The sequence below is a fragment of the Streptomyces sp. A 4/2 genome (assembly GCF_940670765.1).
Taxonomy (GTDB): Bacteria; Actinomycetota; Actinomycetes; order Streptomycetales; family Streptomycetaceae; genus Streptomyces.
On sequence record NZ_CALNVW010000001.1, the window covers coordinates 111,135 to 134,001 of the forward strand.

Consider the following 22,867-nt stretch of genomic DNA (forward strand, 5'->3'; position numbering starts at 1 on the left):
CGTGGGACGCACGTCCAGGGCGCATATTCGGGGTTCGCAGCATTGCCTCGCCACCCCTGGACTTGCGTGCGGATGCGGAGTTCTCTGGCTTACGGGAAGTCTCCGTCTCACGGGGACGCGCACACCGGCACGGAGATTTGCAGTCGGAGCACCACTGATCTCTCGGCGAATTGGGGCGCATTCGATGTCATCAACGCTCGTCCGGAACCACCGGCAGACGGCTGCGGCTCCTTCTGCCGAGGCGATCACGCGTGCCCGCGACTGGGCCGAGATCCAGGAGCGGATGCTCGTACCGCTCTACGAAGCGGTGTACAAGCGGCTGGACGCGGGCAGCGCCACCCGGCTGCTCGGCATCGGCTGCGGTTCGGGCCTGGCCCTGCTGATCGCCGCCGCCCGGGGCGCGAGCGTCACCGGCGTGGACTCGCACGCCGAACGCATCGCGCTGGCCCGTGAGCGACTGCTGCCCGGTGCGGACGGCGAAATGGCCCCGGCGGGCGGCCGGGCGGGCCGAACGCGCCTGGTCCACGGCGGCCCCGCCGACGCGTCCGACGCGGGGTCCGGCACCTGTGCGGGGCCGCCCTTCAACCTGCTCACCGCCTTCGAGCCGATCGGCTGCACGGCGGGCGATTCCGACGGGCTGGTCCCGGCCGTCGAGGACGCCGTGCCCCTCATGGAGCGCGGCAGCGCGGTGGTCCTGACCGGCTGGGGGCCGCCGGAGCGCTGTGCGACCTCGGCCGTGCTCCGGGTCGCCGCCCGGCCGGCGGACGAGGCGCGCCGCCCGCTCAGGGACGATCTGGAAGAGGTCGCGGCGCGGGCGGGGCTGCAGCTCGACGGGTCCGGCCGGGTGGCGTGCCCGTTCGGGTACGCGGACATGAAGAGCGCGGTACGGGGGCTGCTGTCGACCGGGCTGTTCGACGCGGCGATACAGGCGGCGGACCGGGCCCAGGTGAAGAAGGAGGTTGCCGAGGCGCTCCACCCCCATCTGCGGCGTGACGGCACGGTGTGGATGCCGAACGTCTTCCGTTACGTGGTCGCCCGCACCGCCTAGTACACAGCGGAGCGGCCCCCCGCTCGGTGGAATTCACCGAGCGGGGGGCCGCTCCGCCGAGTCCGCTCCACGGGAGCGGGGCGTACCGGTGCGGGATCAGCCCATGAACTTCTTGAACTCGTCGGGAAGTTCGAAGTTCTTCGCTTCCTGACCGGCCGGCAGCCCCGGCACGCCGCCCTGCTCACGGCGCTCGGCCGCCGCCTGCTCCTCGGCCTTGCGCTTCATCGGGTTGCCGCTCTTGCGCTTCCCCTTGGCCTGCTTCTGCTGCTTCTTCTGCCGGCCGGGACCGCCGCCCATTCCGGGGATGCCCGGCATACCGGGCATCCCGCCGCCCTGAGCCATCCGCGACATCATCTTGCGCGCCTCGAAGAACCGCTCCACCAGGCTCTTCACCGCGCTGACCTCGACACCGGAGCCCTTGGCGACGCGGGCCCGGCGCGAGCCGTTGATGATCGTCGGGTCCTGGCGCTCGGCCGGGGTCATCGACTTGATGATCGCGGCGGTACGGTCCACGTCCCGCTCGTCGATGTTGTTGATCTGGTCCTTCATCTGCGCCATACCGGGCAGCATGCCGAGCAGCTTGGAAATGCTGCCCATCTTCCTGACCTGCTCCATCTGGGCCAGGAAGTCGTCGAGCGTGAAGTCCTTGCCCTTGCTGCTCGCCAGCTTGGAGGCCATCTGCTCGGCCTCGGCCTGGCTGAAGGTCTGCTCGGCCTTCTCGATCAGGCTGAGCATGTCGCCCATGCCGAGGATCCGGGACGCCATGCGGTCCGGGTGGAAGGTGTCGAACTCGTCCAGCTTCTCGCCGTTGGAGGCGAACATGATCTGGCGGCCGGTGACGTGGGCGATCGACAGAGCCGCACCACCGCGGGCGTCGCCGTCGAGCTTCGACAGCACGACGCCGTCGAAGCCGACGCCGTCGCGGAAGGCCTCCGCGGTGTTGACCGCGTCCTGGCCGATCATCGCGTCGACGACGAACAGGACCTCGTCGGGGCTGACGGCGTCGCGGATGTCCGCGGCCTGCTGCATCAGCTCCTGGTCGATGCCGAGGCGGCCCGCGGTGTCGACGACGACGACGTCGTACTGCTTGGTCTTCGCGTACTCGATCGAGTCCTGGGCGACCTTGACCGGGTCACCGACGCCGTTGCCCGGCTCGGGCGCGTAGACCGCGACACCCGCGCGGTCGGCGACGACGCTCAGCTGGTTGACGGCGTTGGGGCGCTGGAGGTCGCACGCCACGAGCAGCGGGGCGTGGCCCTGGCCCTTCAGCCAGAGGCCGAGCTTTCCGGCCAGGGTGGTCTTGCCCGCGCCCTGCAGGCCCGCGAGCATGATCACGGTCGGCGGCTGCTTGGCGAAGCGGAGACGGCGGGTCTCGCCACCGAGGATGCCGATGAGCTCCTCGTTGACGATCTTGATGACCTGCTGGGCCGGGTTCAGCGCCTGGGAGACCTCGGCACCGGCCGCGCGCTCCTTGATCTGCTTGATGAAGGCGCGGACGACGGGCAGGGCGACGTCCGCTTCCAGCAGCGCGATGCGGATCTCGCGTGCGGTGGCGTCGATGTCCGCCTCGCTGAGGCGCCCTTTGCCACGGAGGTTCTTGAATGTCGCTGCAAGGCGGTCGGAGAGGGTATCGAACACGGCGGTCGCGGATCCTCGGGTCAGGGGGCGGGGGGACGGTTTCCCCCAGGGTATCCGGACGCCGTGGGTGGGGTCTGCCCCTGTCCCGGTTAGGGCCTGTTCCGGCCCGCCCCCACCGCTCCGTCCTCACCTCTCGCGCAGCGCGCTCTCCATCTCCTGGACCAGCCCGGCCGCCCGCTCCCCCGACAGCGGCTCGCCCTTCTCGCACGTCACGTAGAACGCGTCCACCGCATTGGCGCCCAGCGTCGAGACGTGCGCGCTCCGTACCCGCACCTCCGCCGCCTCCAGCGCCCGCCCGATCCGGTGCAGCAGCCCCGGGGCGTCCTGCGCGCGGACCTCGATCACCGTGGCCAGCCGCGATCCCGCCGGTGCGACCTTCACCGTCGGCGGCGGGGCCTGCGTGCCCCGGCGGCGCGGGTACGCCGCCTCCCGTTCCACCAGCCTGGCCCGGATGTCGAGCGAGCCGTCCAGCGCCCGTACGAGATCCGCGCGCAACCGCGCCGCCTGCGGCAGCGATCCGTACTCCGCGGCCACCCGCCAGCTCAGCAGCAGGACGGCCGTCCGCCCGACCGGTTCGGGCAGTTCGACGGCGCGCAGGTCGGCCGCGCGTACGGTCAGGCGGTGCAGTGCCAGGACCCCCGCGACGGCCGGCAGGACGCCCGGCTGGTCGGGAAGGGCGATGAGGAGTTCCACGCCGACCGGTTCGGGGGCGCCGGTGACCGCGCCGTCGCCGGGCCGGGTCTCCGTGCGGGCGTGCAGGGCCAGGACCGGACCGCCGGTGCGCACCGCCTCGACCGCGAGCCGTTCCTGTTCCGCTCCCGGAGCGGCGGGCTCGGGTTCGTCGGGGGTCTCGCCCGCCAGGACCGCGGCCACCTTCTTGACCAGACCGGCCACCAGCGATGCCCGCCAGGACGACCAGGCCGCGGGCCCCGTCGCCAGGGCGTCTGCCTCGGTCAGCGCATGCAGCAGCTCCAGAGTGGGGGCGGACTTCACCGCTTCGGCCACCGAACGCACCGTCGCAGGGTCCTCCAGATCGCGTCTGGTCGCGGTCTCGACGAGCAGCAGATGGTGCCGTACGAGCGTGGCGAGCACCTCGGCGTCCGTACGGTCGAAGCCGATCCGGCCCGCCACGTCCCGCGCGATGACCTCACCGGCGACCGAGTGGTCACCGGGCCAGCCCTTGCCGATGTCGTGCAGCAGCGCGGCGACGAGCAGCAGGTCGGGGCGGCCCACCCGGCGGGTGAGTGACGACGCCCGGACCGCGGCCTCGACGAGGTGCCGGTCCACCGTCCAGGTGTGTACGGGGTTGCGCTGCGGCCTGCACCGCACCCGCTCCCAGTCCGGCAGCAGCGCGGTGATCAGGCCCTCGGCCTCCAGCGCGTCCCAGACCGGCACCATGGACTCGCCCGCGCCGAGCAGGGTGACCAGTTGTTCGCGCGCCTCGGCCGGCCAGGGCACGGGCAGCGGGCGTGCGTCGTGGGCCAGGCGCCGCACGGCGTGCAGCGAGACCGGCAGTCCGGCCTGGGCCGCCGCGGCGGCGGCCCGCAGGGGCAGTACGGGGTCACGCTCGGGCCTGGCCGTGCGGGCCAGCACCACCTCGCCCTCCAGCTCGACGACCCCCTCCGCCAGCGGGGTCCGCTCGGCCGCGGGCCTGCCGCCCACGCCGAGGAGGGCCCGCAGCCGGGGGCGCGCGGAGCGGGCGCGCAGGACGCGGTTGACCTCGCGCCAGGTGACGTCGCTCGCGTACGAAACGGTGCGTGCCGCCTCGTACACCTCACGCAGCAGCACATCGGCGTCCAGCAGTTCCAGCTCCGCCGCGACCTGCTGCTGTTCCTGGAGGGCGAGCCGGTCGGTGGCCCGGCCGGTCACCAGATGCAGCGCGTCTCGCGCGTCGAGGAGGTGCCTGCGGGCTCCGTCGAGCCCCTCGCGGGGGGCGTCGGCCAGCCAGGAAGCGGCGACGGCCCGCAACGCCGTCGCGTCCCGCAGCCCTCCCCTGGCCTCCTTGAGGTCGGGTTCGAGGAGGAACTGGAGCTCGCCGTGGCGCTCGGCCCGCTCCTGGCACAGCTCGTACAGTCCGGGCAGCCGCTTGGGCGCCTGGTTGCGCCAGTCGGCGAGCACGGTCGTCCGCAGCGCGGTGGTCAGCCCGAGATCCCCCGCGACGTGGCGGGCGTCGAGCAGCCCGAGCTGGACCTTGAGGTCGTCGCCCGCGGCCTTCCGCGCCTCGCCCGGGGTGCGTACGGAATGGTCCAGCGCGAGCCCCAGGTCCCACACCGGATACCAGACCCGGTCCGCGAGGGCGGCGACGGCGGCCGTGTCCGCCTTTCCGTCGTGCAGGAGCAGCAGGTCCAGATCGCTGCGCGGCGACAGCTCACCGCGTCCGTACCCGCCGACGGCGACCAGGGCCGCGCCGCGCACCCCGGCCGAGGTGGCCGCGGCGGTGAAGAGCGCGCCCGCCCAGTCGTCCGTCAGCCGGGCGAGCGCGGAACGGCGCGGCGGCCCGGACCGCGCCTTCTCCTGGAGGAGGCGCAGCCGGGCCGCCGCGTAGCCGCCGGGTCCCTGTTCGTCCGCCTGACCGGTCGTCCCATCCGTACGAGTCACCCGGCAGCTCCCGTCTCTCGATCGTTCAGAGTGCGTCCGGACCGCGTTCGCCGGTCCTGACACGGATCGCCGTTTCGACCGGAATGCTCCATACCTTGCCGTCCCCGATCTTGCCGGTCCGGGCGGCTTTCACCACGACATCGAGGAGCTGTTCGGCGTCCGCGTCCTCGACGAGGACCTCGATACGGATCTTCGGAACCAGGTCCACGGTGTACTCGGCGCCGCGGTAGACCTCGGTGTGGCCGCGCTGGCGTCCGTATCCGCTGGCCTCGGTGACCGTGAGCCCCTGGACGCCGAAGGCCTGCAGGGCCTCCTTGATCTCGTCGAGGCGGTGCGGCTTCACGACTGCGGTGATGAGCTTCATACGTCCACCTTCTTGTTCCTGGTCCCTGCCACGGCCTTCTTGTCCCTGGTCCCGGTGTCCGCCGTGGGTACGGCCGTACGGGAGCCGCCGCCCGCGCCGCTGTAGTCGTACGCGGTCTCGGCGTGCTCATCCTGGTCGATGCCCGCGACCTCGACGTCCTCGGTGACCCGCATCCCCATCGCCTTGTCGATCAGGAAGGCCAGGACCGCGGAGGCGACCAGGGAGTACCCGAGGACCGAGAACACCCCGATGGCCTGGATGCCGAGCTGGTGGAAGCCGCCGCCGTAGAAGACGCCCGCCACGTCGGACTGCACCCCGCCGGTGGCGAAGAAGCCGATGAGCAGCGAGCCGAGGATCCCGCCGACCATGTGGACGCCGACGACGTCGAGCGAGTCGTCGAAGCCGAAGCGGTACTTGAGGCCGACGGCCATGGCGCACACCACACCCGCGACGACACCGATCGCGATGGCGCCGAGCGGGCTGACCGCGCCGCCGGACGGGGTGATGGCGACCAGGCCGGAGACGGCGCCGGAGGCCGCGCCGAGGGTGGTGAAGGAGCCGTGCCGGATCTTCTCGTACGCGAGCCAGGCCAGCATCGCCGCGGCGGTGGCGACCTGCGTGTTGACGAACATCACCGCGCCGACGCCGTCGTCGTTGCCCAGCCAGGATCCGGCGTTGAAGCCGAACCAGCCGAACCACAGGAGGGCGGCGCCGAGCATCACCAGCGGCAGGCTGTGCGGGCGCATCGGGTCCCGCTTGAAGCCGACCCGCCTGCCGATCACCAGGATCACGCCGAGTGCCGCCGCTCCGGCGTTGATGTGGACCGCTGTGCCGCCGGCGAAGTCGATGACCCCCTTCTTGAAGAGCCAGCCGTCGGAGGCCCAGACCCAGTGCGCTACGGGGAAGTAGACGAGGGTGACCCACAGCGTGATGAACAGCGCCCAGGCGGTGAACTTCACCCGGTCGGCCAGTGCACCGCTGATCAGCGCGGGTGTGATGATCGCGAACATCAGCTGGAAGACGGCGAAGACGTACACCGGGATGGTGTAGCCGGGCCACAGCTCGGTGAGTCCGATGCCGCTGAGCCCGAGGTAGTCCTTGGACCAGCCGAGGAATCCGTTGCCGGTGCCGAAGGCGATGCTGAACCCGTACAGCACCCAGAGGATCGTGACGATGCCGAGGCTGATGAAGCTCATCATCAGCATGTTCAGGGTGGATTTGACCCGGACCATGCCTCCGTAGAAGAAGGCGAGACCCGGTGTCATGATCATCACCAGGGCGGAGCAGATGAGCATGAACCCGGTGTTGGCAGATGACAGTTTCGGGGCATCTGCAGCAAGGGTCATGATGCCTGAGGGCATCGGCGTCTCCTCGTCGTCGGTGCGGCCCGCGGGCGGGCGGGGCTGCGGGGAAGCCGCGGGAAGGTGCGAGCCGGTTATGCGCCACGAGACTGACGCAGCGCGGTTTCCGACGATGCCACTCGATGTTTCGCCGCAGTGACGAAGAGGACGGGCGTGTTACGCCCGGATGAAGCGCGGGGTCGGCCCGGGTGTCCGCCGATACCCTGCGCACAGCGTGGACCGGCCACGACAACCACCCTGGTGACCTGGCGCGGGGGAGCCGAGTCGGGCATCACGGGGTGAGCTGTCGTGGCCGGGGTTCGGGTGCTGCTCAGACCGCTTCCGCGGTCTCCGGCAGTTGTTCGGCGAGACGGTCGGTGAGGGCGATGACCGCGGGCACGTCCCCGAAGTCCCGCACCGCCGTGGCGACGGTCTTGCGGAGCCTGGTGTTCACCCGCTCGGAACGGATCCGCCCCGCGATCTCCAGGGCCTCCCCGGCGAAGCGGGTGGACTGCTCGGGCTCCCGCCTCAGCAGCTGGACCGTGGCCATGCCGACGAGGTTCAGGGCGTAGGAGCGCTGGTGCTCGTTGTCCTTGCCGAAGAGCGCGACCGCGTTGTCCAGGACGGGTTCGGCGAGCGAGGCGTAGGTGGGGCTGCGGCCCGCCACATAGGCGAGATCGCGGAACGAGTGGCCGTTCTCGCCGTTCAGCTCGGCCTCGGAGAAGAAGCGGATCCAGTCCGGCTCCGGCTCGCCGTCCAGGCCCGCGTCCGAGAAGGTGTCCTCGGCCATCCGCACGGCCCGTTTGCACTTGCTGGGCTGCCCCATGTTCGCGTATGCGCGGGCCTCCATCGCATACAGCATCGCCTGGGTGCGGGGGGTGGCGCATTCACGGCTGCCGTACTGCGCGAGATGGACCAGTTCCAACGCGTCCTCGGGGCGGCCCAGATGGATCATCTGGCGGCTCATGGAGGACAGGATGTACGAGCCGAGCGGCTTGTCCCCGGCCTCCTTGGCGGCGTGCAGGGCGAGGACGAAGTACTTCTGCGCAGTGGGCTGGAGCCCCACGTCGTAACTCATCCACCCGGCCAGCTCGGCCAGTTCGGCCGCGCAGCGGAACAGGCGCTTCGAGGTGGCCACGGGCTGCGGCTCCTGGAGCAGGTCGGTGACCTCGTGGAGCTGGCCGACCACCGCCTTGCGGCGCAGTCCGCCGCCGCACTGCGCGTCCCACTGGCGGAACATCGCCGTGGTGGACTCCAGGAGTTCGAGCTCGGGCTCGGAAAGCTTGGACGGGCGCCGCGAGTGACCCGCCGGCTCCTCGGCGACGGGCTCGCCCCCGGGTGTGGGTACCAGCCAGCGCTGCATCGGTTCGATGAGCGTCGGACCGGCGGCCAGCGCCAGTGAGGTACCGAGGAATCCGCGCCGCGCGAGCATCAGGTCGCTGCGCGAGAACTCGCTGAGCAGGGAGACGGTCTGCGGGCCCGCCCACGGCATGTCGACACCGGACACCGAGGGTGACTGGTGCGCCGCGCGCAGCCCCAGGTCCTCGATGGCGACCACGCTGCCGAACCGTTCGGAGAAGAGTTCCGAGAGGATGCGCGGAATCGGCTCGCGCGGCTGCTCGCCGTCGAGCCAGCGCCGCACCCGCGAGGTGTCGGTGCTGATGTGATGGGCGCCCATCTGCCGCGCCCGGCGGTTCACCTGGCGGGCCAGCTCCCCCTTCGACCAGCCGCTGCGCACGAACCACGAACCCAGTTGCTCGTTCGGGCGCTTGCCGGCACTCGTACTGCCGTCGCCACTGCCGCCCACTGGAACGCCCCCATCCCGCTGAAGCCTCATTACGCCAACCCATATCAGAATGCCGTGAGTTGAGGTCCACTGTCCGGCGCTTGCGCCCTGTCGAACAGAGAACCGACTTGCCCCCGGCATACCCGAGCGGGCACTGGATCCGAGGGTTCGTGCACTGAACGTAATCCCACGATCACTGACCCGGCGAGGTCGATCCCGGAAACGCCACCATTCGCCACCCCCACGAATGAACCCGCCCGCCTCCGGGCGCGATTGACTGGATACCTGACGATCAGAGGCGGGCGGAGCGGTGTGCGCCGGGGCGCGCGAGCCGTTCCGCACCACCACCCTCGTCACTCCACACCGCCGGGACCAGGGTGTTTGCGACGTAGAGTGACGGAGAGACTCCAGGTCGTAACCACCGACGAGTTCGACCTGTTGGAGGGGGCATGGGCTTCACCATCGGCGGCATCCGGGACATCCGCTCCGGCACACGGCGTCGCAGCCGCACACCGGAGGGCACGGCCGTGGCCGAGTTCACCGGACTGTGGGGCTGGGACGTGGTCCCGGGCGCTCGCGCCGTGTCCGGGAGTTGTTCCTGCGGGGACCCGCTGTGCGCCTCGCCGGGCGCCCACCCGCTCGGATTCACCCCGGAGGTTCCGGCCGGGGCCACACTCGACGAGGCCACCAGAGTCTGGTCCGAGACGCCGGGCGCTGCGGTCCTTCTGCCGGTCGGCCGCCGCTTCGACATCATCGACGTCGCCGAACCCGCCGGGCGCACGGCCCTGGTCCGGATGGAACGGATGGGGCTCCCCCTGGGCCCGGTCAGTGCCACACCGGACGGACGCGCCCAGTTCTTCGTCGCTCCCGGGGCCGCCCGCGCACTCCCCGAACTGCTCTACCGCATGGGCTGGGACGACGCGGACCTCGATCTGCACTGTCTGGGCCCCGGGGACCACATCACCGCCCCGCCGTCGCACCACGCGGGGCTCGGCCCGGCCCGCTGGCTGCGCCCGCCGTCGCTGGAGACGGCCGGTGGCCCGCCGCAGGCCCGGCTGCTGCTCGGCACCCTGGCGTACATCTGCCACCGCCAGCTGTCCGCCTGATCAGCCCGGCACGGCCCGGCTTGGCGAAGGGGTACGGAAAAGGCCCCGCCGCACCGTGCGACGGGGCCTTCGTGCGACGGATGTCAGTCTCCGACCAGGGCGTCCACGAACGCCTCCGGCTCGAACGGCGCCAGGTCGTCCGGTCCTTCACCGAGACCGACCAGCTTCACCGGTACGCCGAGTTCCCGCTGGACCGCGATCACGATGCCGCCCTTGGCGGTGCCGTCCAGCTTGGTCAGCACGATGCCGGTGATCGCCACGACCTCCGCGAACACCCGCGCCTGCACCAGGCCGTTCTGCCCGGTCGTCGCGTCCAGTACGAGCAGCACCTCGTCCAGCGGGCCGTGCTTCTCCACGACGCGCTTGACCTTGCCGAGCTCGTCCATCAGCCCGGTCTTGGTGTGCAGCCGTCCCGCGGTGTCGATGAGGACGACGTCCGCACCTTCCTTGATGCCTTCCTTCACCGCGTCGAAGGCGATGGACGCGGGGTCGCCACCCTCGGGACCGCGCACGGTACGCGCCCCGACCCGGTCACCCCAGGTCTGGAGCTGATCCGCGGCGGCGGCCCGGAAGGTGTCGGCCGCGCCGAGCACCACGCTGCGGCCGTCGGCCACCAGCACGCGCGCGAGCTTGCCGGTGGTGGTGGTCTTGCCGGTGCCGTTGACGCCGACGACCATCACGACACCCGGGGTGTCCAGACCGCTCTCGGTCCTGACCGCGCGGTCGAAGTCCGTACCGAGCAGGTTCAGCAGTTCCTCACGCAGCAGGGTGCGCAGCTCCTGCGGTGTACGGGTGCCGAGGACCTTGACCCGCTCGCGCAGCCGCTCGACCAGTTCCTGGGTCGGCGCGACACCGACATCCGCGGTGAGCAGGGTGTCCTCGATCTCCTCCCAGGTCTCCTCGTCGAGGTTGTCCCGGGAGAGCAGGGTGAGGAGTCCCTTGCCGAGCGAGTTCTGCGAGCGGGCGAGCCGGGCGCGCAGCCGTACGAGACGGCCCTCGGTGGGCTCCGGGATCTCGATCTGCGGAGCCAGTGGCTCCGCGACGACCGGGTCCTCGACGGCGACGGGCGTCCCTGCGGCCTCGTCGGCCGTCGGGAGCTCCACCTCTTCGATGGTGCGGCGCGACTCGTCGCGCGGTGGGGCAGCTTCCTCGCCGACCTGCGGTTCGGCGGGCGCTGTGATGGTCGGCGCACTCGGCGGTGCCGTGGGCAGCTGCTTCTTCTTCTTGCGGCTGCTGACCACGAGCCCGCTGATCGCGCCGACAGCGACCAGGGCGATGACTACAGCAAGGATGACGATTTCCATAACCCACCCAGTATCAGTCACCGGTCAGCGATCATTCACAGCCCGGCCGCACGAGCCTTCGCAGGATCACACAAGGGACTAAATCCTCTATGTGAAAAATTCGCGGCGCCCCTACGATGATGTCGCCTTCTACGCGCGTCACCTCCCCCATTCCCCCTCACGCCTGCACGGAGCCCCCCATGCCCCACGCCTCCGACGTTACCGAAGGCGCGGTGGAAACCCGCGGTCTCGAACCGGTCCCGGACAGCGAACGCAAAGGCCGTGTCCGCGATCTCATTCCGACCTGGGTCGCCGCCAATATCAGCGTGCTGCTGCTCGCCATGGGCGCGAGTCTGGTGGTCGCCGACAAACTGAACTTCTGGCAGGCGCTGATCGTCGCCTTCGCGGCCCCGGTGATCAGTTACGGGCTGGTCGGCTTCATCAGCATCGCGGGAAAGCGCGGCGGCGCTCCCGGCATGGCGCTGTCGCGTGCGGTCTTCGGACAGCGCGGCAATCTGCTGCCCGGTTCGCTGATCTGGATCGCCCGCTGGGGCTGGGAAACGATCAATGCGGTGACCGGTGCGTACGCGCTGCTGACCGTGCTGGACATCTGCTTCGGCATCCACAGCAACACCCCGCTGATCGTCGTGACCCTGGTGCTGTTCGTCGCCGCCACGTTCCTGATCTCGGGCCTCGGCATCAACGCCCTGCACGTGTGCAACAAGTGGTCCACGTATCTCTTCGGGGCCTTCTCCGCCCTGGTGCTGGTCTATCTGATCGCCGACACCGACTGGTCGGCCGTGTTCGCCAAGCCCGCCGGTACCACCGCGTCGCTGGTCGCGGGTATCGGCCTGATCGCCGCGGGCGGTCTCAGCTGGGTCCCGTCGGGCCCGGACTTCGCGCGGTACCTGCCGCGGCGTTCCTCCGGCGCGGGCATGATCGGCGCGTCGATCGGCGGCGCGGGCATCGTCGTCCTGCCGATGGTGCTGATGGGCGCCGTGATGGCGGTCTCCACCCCGGACCTCGCGGGCGCTGCCGACCCGGTCTCCTTCCTGGGCAAGGTCCTGCCGATGTGGATCGCGGTGCCGTATCTGCTGATCGCCCTGGTCGGCATGGTCCTGATCAACGCGATGTCGATGTACTCGGCCGGTTTCACCGCGCTGACGCTGGGCATCAAGGTCCCCCGCGCCTGGGCGGTCTCCGTGAACGCCGTGATCAGCGTGGTGCTCGGGCTGGTGCTGATGCTGGCGGCCACCAGTTTCCTGGGCTCCTTCATCGCTTTCCTCTCCCTGCTCGCCGTGGCCTTCTCCGCCTGGATAGGGGTGTTCGGCGCGGACATGCTGCGCGGACGCAGGTACGACGCGGTGGCCCTGATGGACACCACCCGGACCAGCGCCTACTGGTACCGGGGCGGGTTCAGCCCCGCCGCCGTCGGCGCCTGGCTCGCCGCGCTGATCACCGGGATGCTGTTCACCCGGGCGGGCACCGCGGACTCCGCGTGGTTCAGCGGACCGTTCGCGGACAGCTGGCTCGGCCGCAACGGCCTCGGCTGGGTGGTCACCATCCTGGTCTCGGCCGCGCTCTACGCCGTACTCCCGAAGCCGAAGGCGGACGTCAGCGGGCCGGACGCGGACCGTGAGCCCGCGACCCTACCCATCTGACGCTACGTCAGCTACCGTCCCCCTTCGCCAGCTCCCACCCGGCGAAGGGGGACTTCCCGTCATGGCCTTCACAGTCGTCAGGTTCAATCTCGTCGATCCCCGGGCGACTCCCGAGTCCCTCTCGACCCGCTACCGGGCCGCCCTGGAGATGGCCGTGTACGCGGACGGCCACGGCATCGACACCGTCCAGACCGAGGAACACCACGGCGTCGCCAACAACTGGCTGCCCTCCCCCTTCGTCTTCGCGGGCTCCGTCTTCGGCGCCACCCGCCGGATCGCGGTCACCGTCTCGGCGATCATCGGCCCGCTGTACGACCCGCTGCGGCTCGCGGAGGACATCGCGGTACTGGATCTGATCAGTGCGGGCCGCCTGGTGACGGTCGCGGGCATCGGGTACCGGCAGGAGGAGTACGCGCAGCTGGGCGCCGAGTGGGGCAGGCGCGGGAAACTCCAGGACGAGCTGCTGGAAACCCTGTTGAACGCCTGGACCGGCGAACCGTTCGAGTACCGGGGGCGCACCGTCCGGGTTACTCCGCGTCCGTACACACAGCCCCATCCGCTGCTGCTCGTCGGCGGCTCGTCCCGGGCGGCGGCCCGCCGGGCGGCCCGGCTGGGGCTGCCGCTCTTCCCGAGCGCGCATCTGCCCGAGCTGGAGGCGTACTACCACGAACAGCGCGCCGAGCACGGCACCGACGGGTTCTGCATGATGCCCGCGGCGGAGGTCCCGCTGCTGCACGTGGCCGAGGACCCGGACCGGGTCTGGGCCGAGTACGGCGAGCACTTCCTGCACGAGGCGCGGACGTACTCCTCCTGGCAGTCCAAGGACATCCGGTCCGCAGTGCGTTCGTCGGCGGACACCGTGGCGGAACTGCGCGCCGAAGGGATCTACCGGGTCGTCACACCCGACGCGTGCGTGGCGCTGGCCGAGTCCGGCGCCGACAGCCTGGTCCTGCATCCGCTGTGCGGAGGAATGCCGGTGGACGAGGGCCGGCGCAGCCTCCAGCTGTTCGCCGAACAGGTACTGCCCCGGCTGAAGAGCTGAGCAGGGTGGCGGAGTGGGGGCGCTGCGGTCAGCCCATGGACTCCAGCGTCCTACCCTTGGTCTCCTTCACGAACAGGAGCACGAACGGGATCGAGAGCGCCGCGAAGAACGTATAGATGACGTACGTCGCGGAGAGATTCCAGTCGGACAGGCTCGGGAAGCTGGCCGTGATCGCCCAGTTGGCGATCCACTGGGCGGACGCGGCCACACCCAGGGCGGCGGCCCGGATCTTGTTGGGGAACATCTCGCCGAGCAGCACCCAGACGACCACACCCCAGGACATCGCGAAGAAGAAGACGAACCAGTGGGCCGCGATCAGGGCGACCCAGCCCTGGGCGGTCGGCAGCTTGCCGTGGACCAGGTGGTACGAGAAGGCCCAGGCCTCCAGCGCGAGTCCGATGACCATGCCCACGGAACCGATCAGCACGAGCGGCCTGCGGCCGATCCTGTCGACGAAGATCATCGCGACGACGGTGCCGATGATGTTGATGATCGACGTCGTGAACGAGTAGAAGAACGAGGTCGTCGGGTCGATGCCGACCGACTGCCACAGCCTCGACGAGTAGTAGAAGGCCACGTTGATGCCGACGAGTTGCTGGAAGGCGGAGAGGCCGATACCGATCCAGACGATCCGCTTGAAGTAGAAGCCGCCGCCGAGCAGGTCCTTGAAGGTCGACTTGTGCTCGCGCCGCATGGCGTGCTCGATCTCGGCCACGCGGGCGTCCAGATCGATGTCCGTGCCCTCGACGTCGGCCAGCACCTGCTTGGCCCGCGCCTCCTTGCCCGCCGAGATCAGATAGCGCGGGGACTCGGGGATCGCGAAGGAGAGCAGACCGTAGATGACGGCCGGGATGACCATGACGCCGAGCATCACCTGCCAGGCCTCGACGCCCAGCAGCTGTCCGCGCTGGTTGCCGTTGGCCGCCTGCAGGATGCCGTAGTTGACGAGCTGCGAGACGGCGATACCGATGACGATCGCCGCCTGCTGGAAGGACCCGAGCCGGCCGCGGTAGGCGGGCGGTGAGACCTCGGCGATGTAGGCGGGACCGATCACCGAGGCCATCCCGATACCGAAGCCGCCGATGATCCGCCACATGGCCAGGTCCCAGAGAGCGAAGGGCAACGCGGAGCCGATGGCGCTGATGGTGAACAGCACCGACGCGATCTGCATGCACCGGATCCGTCCGATGCGGTCGGCGATGCGGCCCGCGGTGGCGGCGCCGATCGCACAGCCGATCAGCGCGATGGCGATGACCTGGGCCAGGGTGGCGGACCCGATGTCGTAGCGGCTCTGGATGGCCTCGACCGCACCGTTGATCACAGAGCTGTCGTAACCGAAGAGGAACCCGCCCATGGCGGCAGCCGCGGTGATGAAGATGACGTGCGCGAGGTGCTCCGTGGCAGCCGGACTGCCCCCGGGCTGCGGTGTCGCCGTGCTGGTCACATGAACTCCTCGGGCACGTCCGCTAGGACGGGCATGGGGGTACGAGCCCCTCCAGTTGGTCACAGCTTCCGGGAGGTCACCACTCGGCGGACCGGCAGGTGGAGAGCCCGCCGGACGCTGTCCTCTCAGCGCAGGCGCTGGCTGATGACCTTGGACACCCCGTCGCCCTGCATGGAAACGCCGTAGAGCGCGTCGGCCACTTCCATCGTCCGCTTCTGATGAGTGATCACGATCAGCTGGGAACTCTCCTGGAGTTCCTCCATGATCCTGATCAGCCGCTGCAGATTGGTGTCGTCCAGCGCGGCCTCGACCTCGTCCATCACGTAGAAAGGGCTCGGCCTGGCCTTGAAGATCGACACCAGCAGGGCCACGGCGGTCAGCGAACGCTCCCCGCCGGACAGCAGCGAGAGGCGCTTGACCTTTTTGCCCGGGGGCCTGGCCTCGACGTCGATGCCGGTGGTCAGCATGTTGTCGGGGTCGGTCAGGACCAGCCGCCCGTCGCCGCCGGGGAAGAGACGTGCGAAGACCCCTTCGAACTCGCGGGCGGTGTCGCGGTACGCCTCGGTGAAGACCTGTTCGACCCGCTCGTCGACCTCCTTCACGACCAGCAACAGGTCGGCCCTGGTCTTCTTCAGGTCCTCCAGCTGCTCGGAGAGGAACTTGTGCCGCTCCTCCAGGGCCGAGAATTCCTCCAGGGCGAGCGGATTCACCTTCCCGAGTTGCTGATACGCCCGTTCGGCCGACCGGAGCCGCTTCTCCTGGTCGGCCCTGACGAACGGCACGGGCTGGTTCCGCGGGTGGTCCGGGTCGTCGGGCAACTCCTCGCCCTCCGCGGCCGGGGACGGCGGTACCGGCTGGCCCGGCCCGTAGTCCGCCACCAGACCGGCCGGTTCCACACCCAGCTCCTCCAGGGCCTTCTCCTCCAACTGCTCGATCCGCAGCCGCTTCTCGGCGCCCAGCACTTCGCCGCGGTGGACCGAGTCGGTGAGTTTGTCCAGCTCGCCCTTGAGGTCCCGGCCGCGGTTCCGCTCGGCCACCAGTTCCTGCTCGCGCCCGGCCTTCGCGGCCTCGGCCACGGCCCGCTCCTGCTCGGCCCGTACGAGGGACACCTCGACATGGGCGAGCAACTGCCGGGCGCCGTCCGCGACGGCCGACGCCACCTCGGCCTCCTGACGCAGCCGGGCCCGGCGCTGCTCGGCCCGCGCCCGCGCTTCCCGCTCGGCGCGCGCTCCCCGGTCGAGTGACTCGGCCCGCCCCGCGAGCCCCTTCACGCGCTCCTCGTGCGTACGGGCCTGGAGCCGCGCCTCCATCTCGGTCTGCCGGGCGTTGGCGCCGTCGGCGGCCAGCCGGTCCCGTACGGAGGTGTCCGGCTCCTCGTCCCCGACGGGGCTCGCTTCCTCGGCCACCAGCAGCCGCTCGGCCAGTTCCTCGGCCTCACCGGTCGCACGCTCCAGCGCGTCCTGCGCCTTGGCAGCAGCCGCCGCCGACCGCTCGGCCTCGCCCGCCGCACCGCGCGCCTGCCCGGCCAGCCGCCCGAGCTGCTGGGCGACACCGGACTTCTCCCGGTCGGCGGCGCGCCGCAGCTCCACCAGTTCCTCGACGAGGGCCGCACACTCCGTACGACGCTCGCCCGCGGTGTGCTGGGCCGCCGCCAGTTCCTCGCACCGCACGGCCAGATCGGCCAGTTCGGCGGCGGCCTCGTCGACGGACGCCTGGACTTCGAGCAGACTGGGCGCGCCCGCGGACCCGCCGTGCGCGAAGTGCGCCCCGAGGACATCTCCCTCGGCGGTGACCGCGGTCAGTCCGGGACGGGCGGCGATCAGATCCTCGGCGTCCTCCAGCGTCCCTACGACCACGATGTCCCGCAGCAGCCTGTGTACGGCGGGCAGTAGCCCGGCGGGCCCGTCGACGAGATCCACGGCGAGGGGCGCGACGAGCGGGACGGTGCTGCGGGGGTGCTGCGCCGGTTCGCCCGACAGTTCGGCGGACGTCCCTGCGGACGGTTCGCCGGACAGCCCGTCGGACGGTGGCTCCGTGCGGCCCCTGCCTGCGCCGTCGGTCCCCGCCACGCGCGCCACGGCGCCAGATGTGTCCCCGCCGGCCTGCCCGGGAAGTGCCACCGGCGCCGGGCCGTCCGATGCGGTGTGCTGTCCGGGGATGGTGTCCGGGGAAGAGGACAGGGACGAGGACGGGGACGGGGACGGGATCACGGCGTCGGCCGCGGGTGCTCCGCTCTCCCCTGCGGCCTGGCCGGGAAGCCCGTTCACCCGGTTCTCCTGCGGCGCCGCGGCCGTACCGGGCAGCAGCGTCGCCCGCCCCGCGTCCCGTTTCCGCAGCAGCCGGATCGCGTCCGCGGCCGTGGCCGGGTCGCGCACAGCGAGCGCGTCGGCGGCGACGCCCAGTGCCGCCGCCACCGGGACCTCGTACCCGGCCGTCACCGTCAGCAGTTCGGCGGCCGGACCCAGCAAACCCTCGGGCCGGTCCTCGGCTCCCAGCAGGACGCCCGTACCGTCCTTGCGACGCAGCCCCAGCGCCAGCGCCTCGTGTCTGGCCGCCACCGCGGCGCGCTTGCGCTCGGCGGCCGTCGCCGCCTCCCGGGCGGCGGTGAGCCCGGCCTCGGCTTCCACGAGGGCGGTCTTCGCCGCGCTGTGCCGGTCGGCCAGCTCCCGGTCGTCGACATCGAGGCCGTCCACCTCGGCCTTGAGCTGCTCGTACTCCTGCTGCGCGGCGACGGCCCGTTCCTGCGCCCCGTCCCGTGCCTCGGCGAGCCGGTCGATCTCGGCCTGGGCCGAACCCGCCCTGCTGCGGGCCGCGTTGACCTGCCCGTGCAGCCGGGCGAGACCCTCGCGCCGGTCGGCGATGGCCCGCGCCGCGTCCTTGAGCCTGCGCTCCTCGGCCGCCAGGTCCCGCTCCAGATCGGCCCGGTGGGCGGCGGTGTCCTCCAGCGCGCGCTCCGCCGATTCGAGCGCGGCCTCCAGTTCGGCCTCCTGCTCCCGGATCCTGGCGGCCTCGCGCTCCATCTCCTCGGGGTCGCGCCCCCGCCGCTCCTCGTCCGGGGCGGCGGACGCGCTCTTCACGCGCGCGTCCGCGAGCGAGACGGTGCCACGCACCCGTTCGGCCAGCTGCGACAGTTCGTACCAGGTCTGCTGGGCCTGCTGGAGCCGTGGCGCCAGCCGCCGCACCTCGTCCTCCAGGCCTGCCTCGCGGGACAGCGCGGCCTTCAGCGCCGCCTCGGCCGTCTCCCTGCGCTGTTTCAGCGCGGCCTCGTCGGCGATCTCGGTGCGCAGGGCCTCCCGCATCGTCACCAGGTCGTCGGCGAGCAGCCGCAGTCTGGCGTCGCGCAGATCGGCCTGGATGACGGCGGCGCGCCGGGCGACCGCGGCCTGCCTCCCCAACGGCTTGAGCTGGCGCCGCAGTTCATCGGTCAGGTCCTGGACACGCGCGAGGTTGGCCTGCATCGCGTCCAGCTTCCGCAGCGCCTTCTCTTTCCGCTTGCGGTGCTTGAGCACGCCCGCCGCCTCTTCGACAAAGGCTCTCCGCCCCATCGGGTCGGCGTGCAGGACGGAGTCGAGCTGGCCCTGCCCGACGATGACGTGCATCTCACGGCCGATACCGGAATCCGAGAGCAATTCCTGGATGTCGAGCAGCCGGCAGGTGTCGCCGTTGATCTGGTATTCGCTGCCACCGTTGCGGAACATGATCCGGGTGAGCGTGACTTCGGCGTACTCGATGGGCAGCGCGCCGTCCGAGTTGTCGATGGTGAGCGAGACCTCGGCGCGTCCCAGCGGCGGCCGGCCGGTCGTCCCGGCGAAGATCACGTCTTCCATCTTGCCGCCGCGCAGCGACTTCGCCCCCTGCTCGCCCATGACCCAGGAAAGCGCGTCGACCACATTGGATTTACCTGATCCATTGGGCCCCACGACGCAGGTGATGCCCGGCTCGAACCGCAGTGTGGTGGCCGAGGCAAAGGATTTGAACCCGCGCAGGGTCATGGCCTTGAGGTGCACGCCGTCGGACTCTACCTTTCACTGTCGGTTTCACCCACGAAGGTGCAGGGCACATCAGACGGTAAAGGACGTACGCGCGACGAAGCGATGTACAGCGGGGGAAGTCCGCGTCTGCGTGATGCGGTCATCGGCAAGCGGGGGAGAGTGAGCAGAAAGAAGGGACGCCGAAGCGTCCCTTGCATATCCTTGCGCATTGGATCTCAAGCGGCTGACGGATCAGCCCGACCGTCCCTTATGGGGCTTCCTTTGTGAGGCTTCGGTCAGGTGAGCGCAGGCTCCGCGTGGGGTACGTCGATGTCGATACCGTCGAGCAACGAGTCTCCGTGGTGCTGAACAGCGGCGGCCAGCGCGTCGTTCTCGGACTGAATCCGTACGAGCTCGGATTCGAGGTCCTGGACGCGCTGCTGAAGCCGTCGCATCTCGGAGAGAAGTCGCGGGTCGGAACCGCCGACGTAACCGAGAAGCGCCTTTGCCATGATGGATGGTCCTCCACACTGAGTGACCGACCGGAGAAGTGGCGGGTCATAGGGGGAATCGCACCCGCGGTACTCGGCAGCCTCTAGAGTCTCTGCGTTTTCCTACTGCCAAGCAGCTGAGGTGCGCGGGGCTTCCAGGGTCTCACCAAAAAGTTTGACGGTCAACACGATCACAGCCCGTATCGAAGGGCAGACCCGGGGGCGCACGGCAGGGCGACCTGCGGTGCGGCTCTCCTGCGGGGCCCTGAGGGCGTGGAGATCATCGCTACCGCCGCAGCCTGGCACGGAGTGCGCTTCTTGGCAACCACCAGGCATTTTCTGCCTTACGTATATGCCAGGGGCAGATGGTCCGTCCGGCGCGCCCCGGCCGGGTCAGCGGATCGCGAAGGTCGCGTACCCACCGCGCGGAGTGTCCCAGATCTCAGTGACACCGTCGACTCTGCCGGGTGTGTCGGACGACCTCAGCCACTCCAGCAGAAGGTGACACTTCTCGCGCGGGCCCTCGGCCACGATCTGCACTCTGCCGTCCTCCAGATTGAGGGCGAATCCGGTGAGGCCACCGATCTCCAGCGCATTGGCCCTGGTGAACCAGCGGAAACCCACTCCCTGGACCTTGCCGCGCACCCAGGCGGTAAGCCGTGCATCTTCGTTCATAGCCGAAACGCTAACCGGCCAATCGGCTCACCCGCACCTCGCCCCCACGCCTCATGGACTACAGTCCCGACCCAATGCGCCTCACCCGTACGGGTGAATTTCGTTGACGTCGAGCTTGAGGAAGGCACCGCCTGTGGGACGCCATCGTCGCTCTGCCGCCGTACCGGCGCCCGCCCCTGACCACCCGGCGGCCCCGGACAGCTCGCACCACGGCCGCGCGCGCCGCAAGGAGCGGAAGGCCACGCCCGTACGCACCGGGCTGCTGGGGGTGTCGGCCGCCGTCGCGGTCGGCGCCGTGGCCATGGCATCAGGGCTGCTGCCCGGCGGGGACACCTACACGGTGGGCGGTTCCGGCGGCAGTGACCAGGTGCGCGCCGACGGGGTGCCGGACCTCCAGACGCAGGGCGGATCGTCCGCCACACCTGCATCGGGCACCCCCTCCGCCCCGACCGGCTCGGCCTCCGCCCACGCGCCGTCGGCCGCTCCGTCGCCACGTAAGGAGAAGGTCTCCGGTTCGCCCTCGGATTCCCCCTCGGAACGGACCGGCCCGAAGGCGAAGCAGAGCAGCGGGGCCGCGGCGCACAGCGCCGCCCCGACCCGTACCACCACTGCGATGCCCGAGCGTACGGAGTCCGCGCGGCCCCGGGCAGCGACCAGCTCCGAGAGCGCGGCGGCGGCAGCGGTGCTGAGCCTGGTCAACCAGCAGCGGGCGCAGGCCGGTTGCCGGCCCGTACAGGCCGACGGCGACCTCGCCGCGCTGGCCGGGGCCTTCAGCGACGACATGGCGGCGCGCGGCTTCTTCGACCACACCGACCCCGACGGCGCCACCCCCTGGGACCGGGCCGACAAGGCCGGGGTCACGGGTCTGGGCGGCGAGAACATAGCGAAGGGGCAGAGCGACGCCACCGCGGTGATGAACGCGTGGATGAACAGTCCGGGCCACCGCGCGAACATTCTCAACTGCGACTTCAAGACGCTGGGCGTCGGCGTGCACTTCGGGTCCGGCGGTCCCTGGTGGACCCAGGACTTCGGCTTCTGAACCGCGGCGCGGTACCGCAGTAGGCTGGCCGTATGGAAAGCACGGTTCGCGACGACAGCGCCGCCGACCTGCCGTTCGACGTGTTCGCCAGAGCGTGCCCTTCGCGCGGCACCCTGGAGAACGTCACGGGCCGCTGGGGCAGCCTGACGGTCGGCGCCCTGCACGAGCACCCCTTGCGCTTCAACGAGCTGCGCCGGCGCGTCGACGGCATCAGCGAGAAGATGCTCTCCCGGACGCTGCACGCGCTGGAACGTGACGGCCTCGTGCACCGCGAGGCGCAGCCGACCAATCCGCCCCGCGTCGACTACGAACTCACGGCCCTGGGCCACGATGTCGCGGAGCGGCTGCTCGGGCTGATCGAGCTCGTCGAGGGGCGGATGGACGAAGTACTCACAGCACGCGGGCGGTACGACTCGGCGCACGGCGATCCGCAGGAGCGCGCGTAGCGTTCCGGGGCCCCGAAGCGCACTCACTGGATTCCAGCAGGTCGGAGCCTTCCAGCCGGAGCCTTCTAGAGCGAGCCGGCCGGTGGGCGCTGGCAGCGCGGGCAGAAGTAGCTCGACCGGTTCATCCAGGGGCGGCGGCGCATGGCGGTGCCACAGCGGCGGCATGGTTCGTCCTCGCGCCCGTAGGCGTCCAGCGACCGTTCGAAGTAGCCCGATTCACCGTTCACGTTGACGTAGAGGCTGTCGAAGCTGGTGCCGCCGACAGCGAGCGCCTCGTTCATCACATCCCGTACGTGACCGAGGAGTTCCGCGGTGCGCGGGCGGGTGAGGGTGGCGGTGGGGCGCTCGTAGTGCAGTCGCGAGCGCCAGAGCGCCTCGTCCGCGTAGATGTTGCCCACCCCGCTGATCAGCGACTGGTCGAGCAGAGCGCGTTTGATGGTGGTACGGCGCAGTCGCAGCGCCGTGTGGAACGCGGCGTCGTCGAACTTCTCGTCCAGCGGATCGCGGGCGATGTGCGCGATGACGTCCGGCAGCCCGTCCGCGGTGTTGGGGTGCAGGGAGAGCCCGCCGAACGTGCGCTGGTCGACGAAGCGCAGCTCGGTGCCCAGGGTGTCGTCGAACCGGATACGGATCCGCAGATGCTTCTCGTCGGTGGCGTCCTCGGGCTGCACGAGGAGCTGTCCGCTCATCCCGAGATGGCCGAGGACCGAGGAGTCGGTGTCCGCCAGCGGCAGCCAGAGGTACTTCCCCCGTCGGCTCGCCACCCCGAACCGATGGCCCCGCAGCGCCGCCGCGAAGTCCTCGCCGCCCGCGGTGTGACGGCGTACGGCACGAGGGTGCAGCACCTGCACCTCGGCGACGGTACGGTCGGTGACCCAGCGCTCCAGCCCGCGCCGGACGACTTCCACCTCGGGCAACTCGGGCACGACTGATCC

At 70.6% G+C, this 22,867-nt stretch carries 17 protein-coding genes; 6 read left to right on the plus strand and 11 right to left on the minus strand.

The features are described 5' to 3' along the window. The first annotated feature begins 184 nt into the window (after nt 1-184). Nucleotides 185-1,048, plus strand: coding sequence for a methyltransferase domain-containing protein (locus tag NBY69_RS00505; protein WP_250297541.1), 864 nt, complete (start codon nt 185-187; stop codon nt 1,046-1,048). 96 nt (nt 1,049-1,144) lie between these two features. On the opposite strand, the gene ffh is transcribed toward NBY69_RS00505, so the two are convergent. The 5 genes from ffh to NBY69_RS00530 form a co-directional block, all read right to left on the minus strand. After that, complete coding sequence (gene ffh, locus NBY69_RS00510) at nt 1,145-2,686, minus strand: signal recognition particle protein (RefSeq protein WP_250297542.1); 1,542 nt, start codon at nt 2,684-2,686, stop codon at nt 1,145-1,147. A 126-nt stretch (nt 2,687-2,812) separates the two neighbouring features. Next, entirely contained in the window at nt 2,813-5,284 is a 2,472-nt protein-coding gene (locus NBY69_RS00515; RefSeq protein ID WP_250297543.1) for a [protein-PII] uridylyltransferase, read from the minus strand. Nucleotides 5,285-5,309: 25 nt separating this feature from the next. Continuing rightward, nucleotides 5,310-5,648: a P-II family nitrogen regulator gene (locus NBY69_RS00520; RefSeq protein ID WP_250297544.1), complete on the minus strand. Its 339-nt coding sequence runs from the start codon at nt 5,646-5,648 to the stop codon at nt 5,310-5,312. Then, nucleotides 5,645-7,009 (minus strand): ammonium transporter, encoded by a 1,365-nt coding sequence (locus NBY69_RS00525; protein WP_250297545.1) that lies wholly within the window; start codon nt 7,007-7,009, stop codon nt 5,645-5,647. Before NBY69_RS00525 ends, NBY69_RS00520 begins: the two co-directional genes overlap by 4 nt. A gap of 310 nt (nt 7,010-7,319) precedes the next feature. After that, on the minus strand, nt 7,320-8,795 hold the full coding sequence (locus tag NBY69_RS00530; RefSeq protein WP_250297546.1) for a hypothetical protein: 1,476 nt from the start codon (nt 8,793-8,795) through the stop codon (nt 7,320-7,322). Nucleotides 8,796-9,223: 428 nt separating this feature from the next. On the opposite strand from NBY69_RS00530, the gene NBY69_RS00535 reads away from it, so the two are divergent. Next, nucleotides 9,224-9,880: a bifunctional DNA primase/polymerase gene (locus tag NBY69_RS00535; protein WP_250297547.1), complete on the plus strand. Its 657-nt coding sequence runs from the start codon at nt 9,224-9,226 to the stop codon at nt 9,878-9,880. An 83-nt stretch (nt 9,881-9,963) separates the two neighbouring features. Here the strand turns inward: NBY69_RS00535 and ftsY are convergent, their stop codons facing one another. Beyond that, nucleotides 9,964-11,184 (minus strand): signal recognition particle-docking protein FtsY, encoded by a 1,221-nt coding sequence (ftsY, locus tag NBY69_RS00540; protein ID WP_250297548.1) that lies wholly within the window; start codon nt 11,182-11,184, stop codon nt 9,964-9,966. A gap of 179 nt (nt 11,185-11,363) precedes the next feature. On the opposite strand from ftsY, the gene NBY69_RS00545 reads away from it, so the two are divergent. Both NBY69_RS00545 and NBY69_RS00550 read left to right on the plus strand, forming a co-directional pair. After that, the gene (locus NBY69_RS00545) at nt 11,364-12,824 is read left to right on the plus strand and encodes a cytosine permease (RefSeq protein ID WP_250297549.1); all 1,461 of its coding nucleotides are present in this window, start codon (nt 11,364-11,366) and stop codon (nt 12,822-12,824) included. A gap of 61 nt (nt 12,825-12,885) precedes the next feature. Further along, on the plus strand, nt 12,886-13,866 hold the full coding sequence (locus NBY69_RS00550; protein WP_250297550.1) for an LLM class flavin-dependent oxidoreductase: 981 nt from the start codon (nt 12,886-12,888) through the stop codon (nt 13,864-13,866). 28 nt (nt 13,867-13,894) lie between these two features. On the opposite strand, the gene NBY69_RS00555 is transcribed toward NBY69_RS00550, so the two are convergent. From NBY69_RS00555 to NBY69_RS00570, 4 genes are all read right to left on the minus strand, one after another. Beyond that, nucleotides 13,895-15,310 carry a sugar porter family MFS transporter gene (locus NBY69_RS00555; protein WP_250297551.1) on the minus strand — a complete coding sequence of 472 codons (1,416 nt, stop codon included), beginning with the start codon at nt 15,308-15,310 and terminating at the stop codon, nt 13,895-13,897. A 125-nt stretch (nt 15,311-15,435) separates the two neighbouring features. After that, nucleotides 15,436-19,317 (minus strand): AAA family ATPase, encoded by a 3,882-nt coding sequence (locus NBY69_RS00560; protein ID WP_250297552.1) that lies wholly within the window; start codon nt 19,315-19,317, stop codon nt 15,436-15,438. 260 nt (nt 19,318-19,577) lie between these two features. After that, the gene (locus NBY69_RS00565; protein WP_250297553.1) at nt 19,578-19,793 is read right to left on the minus strand and encodes a hypothetical protein; all 216 of its coding nucleotides are present in this window, start codon (nt 19,791-19,793) and stop codon (nt 19,578-19,580) included. Between the two features lie 372 nt (nt 19,794-20,165). Next, nucleotides 20,166-20,447 (minus strand): acylphosphatase, encoded by a 282-nt coding sequence (locus tag NBY69_RS00570; RefSeq protein WP_250297555.1) that lies wholly within the window; start codon nt 20,445-20,447, stop codon nt 20,166-20,168. Between the two features lie 133 nt (nt 20,448-20,580). Between NBY69_RS00570 and NBY69_RS00575 the strand changes: the two genes are divergently transcribed. Together NBY69_RS00575 and NBY69_RS00580 are read left to right on the plus strand one after the other, a co-directional pair. Further along, complete coding sequence (locus tag NBY69_RS00575; RefSeq protein WP_250297556.1) at nt 20,581-21,486, plus strand: CAP domain-containing protein; 906 nt, start codon at nt 20,581-20,583, stop codon at nt 21,484-21,486. 32 nt (nt 21,487-21,518) lie between these two features. Beyond that, nucleotides 21,519-21,932, plus strand: a complete 414-nt coding sequence (locus NBY69_RS00580) for a helix-turn-helix domain-containing protein (RefSeq protein WP_250297557.1) — start codon at nt 21,519-21,521, stop codon at nt 21,930-21,932. 65 nt (nt 21,933-21,997) lie between these two features. Here the strand turns inward: NBY69_RS00580 and mutM are convergent, their stop codons facing one another. After that, nucleotides 21,998-22,858: a bifunctional DNA-formamidopyrimidine glycosylase/DNA-(apurinic or apyrimidinic site) lyase gene (gene mutM, locus NBY69_RS00585; RefSeq protein ID WP_250297558.1), complete on the minus strand. Its 861-nt coding sequence runs from the start codon at nt 22,856-22,858 to the stop codon at nt 21,998-22,000. Nucleotides 22,859-22,867 lie beyond the last annotated feature (9 nt).

Bases quoted from the DNA above. Each gene is read 5' to 3' on its own strand.
- NBY69_RS00570 (WP_250297555.1), bottom strand. From the start codon at position 20,447: ATGAACGAAGATGCACGGCTTACCGCCTGGGTGCGCGGCAAGGTCCAG.
- NBY69_RS00580 (WP_250297557.1), top strand. From the start codon at position 21,519: ATGGAAAGCACGGTTCGCGACGACAGCGCCGCCGACCTGCCGTTCGAC.
- NBY69_RS00535 (WP_250297547.1), top strand. From the start codon at position 9,224: ATGGGCTTCACCATCGGCGGCATCCGGGACATCCGCTCCGGCACACGG.
- ftsY (WP_250297548.1), bottom strand. From the start codon at position 11,184: ATGGAAATCGTCATCCTTGCTGTAGTCATCGCCCTGGTCGCTGTCGGC.
- NBY69_RS00550 (WP_250297550.1), top strand. From the start codon at position 12,886: ATGGCCTTCACAGTCGTCAGGTTCAATCTCGTCGATCCCCGGGCGACT.
- NBY69_RS00520 (WP_250297544.1), bottom strand. From the start codon at position 5,648: ATGAAGCTCATCACCGCAGTCGTGAAGCCGCACCGCCTCGACGAGATC.
- NBY69_RS00505 (WP_250297541.1), top strand. From the start codon at position 185: ATGTCATCAACGCTCGTCCGGAACCACCGGCAGACGGCTGCGGCTCCT.
- NBY69_RS00545 (WP_250297549.1), top strand. From the start codon at position 11,364: ATGCCCCACGCCTCCGACGTTACCGAAGGCGCGGTGGAAACCCGCGGT.
- NBY69_RS00565 (WP_250297553.1), bottom strand. From the start codon at position 19,793: ATGGCAAAGGCGCTTCTCGGTTACGTCGGCGGTTCCGACCCGCGACTT.
- NBY69_RS00525 (WP_250297545.1), bottom strand. From the start codon at position 7,009: ATGCCCTCAGGCATCATGACCCTTGCTGCAGATGCCCCGAAACTGTCA.